Origin of the sequence: Marinobacter goseongensis, from assembly GCF_023156235.1 — a bacterium.
Lineage (GTDB): Bacteria > Pseudomonadota > Gammaproteobacteria > Pseudomonadales > Oleiphilaceae > Marinobacter > Marinobacter goseongensis.
In genome coordinates this window covers 1-530 of sequence record NZ_JAKZAI010000086.1, presented here as the reverse complement: position 1 = coordinate 530, position 530 = coordinate 1, and the positions used below count along the sequence as shown (strand labels likewise).

Here is a 530-nt window from a genome sequence, read left to right as displayed (position 1 = left end):
AACAGCCGGCTGCTCAAGGAGGTGGACGTACCCTCGATGCTGGTTCGCAGGGCTCACGGGGAGTTGGGAGAAAAAGTCTCTGCCACCTACCGGTTCCAGTACCAGGCCCGAACCTGGAAACACCCCCGCTGGGTGATCGCGCGTCTGGAGGAGGGCGAACTGGGTGCCAACCCCAGGTTCATTATCAGCTCCCGTTACGACGACGGCGTTAAACTCTACTACGAGCAATACTGTGCCCGGGGTGACATGGAAAACCGGATCAAGGATCAGCAGTTGTGTCTGTTCGCAGATCGCACCTCCAGCACGCGGTGGTGGACCAATCAGTGGCGGCTGCTTCTGTCGGGCTTTGCCTACACGTTGTTCGAGCGATTACGCGCTCACCTGAAGAAAACGCCCTTCGAGCGCATGAGCGCCAGTAACCTGCGGCTGAAGCTGATCAAGGTGGGCGCGGTCATCATTCGCAACACTCGGCGCATACGGGTGTTGATGAGTGATGCCTATCCTTACAAAGACGAACTCTCTGACCTGGT

Annotated in this window: 1 pseudogene; it reads left to right on the top strand. The window is 58.1% G+C overall.

Annotated elements, in window-relative coordinates:
* Positions 1–530 (top strand): annotated as a pseudogene (locus MLC70_RS18460) (IS1380-like element ISMaq4 family transposase); the annotation flags it as partial.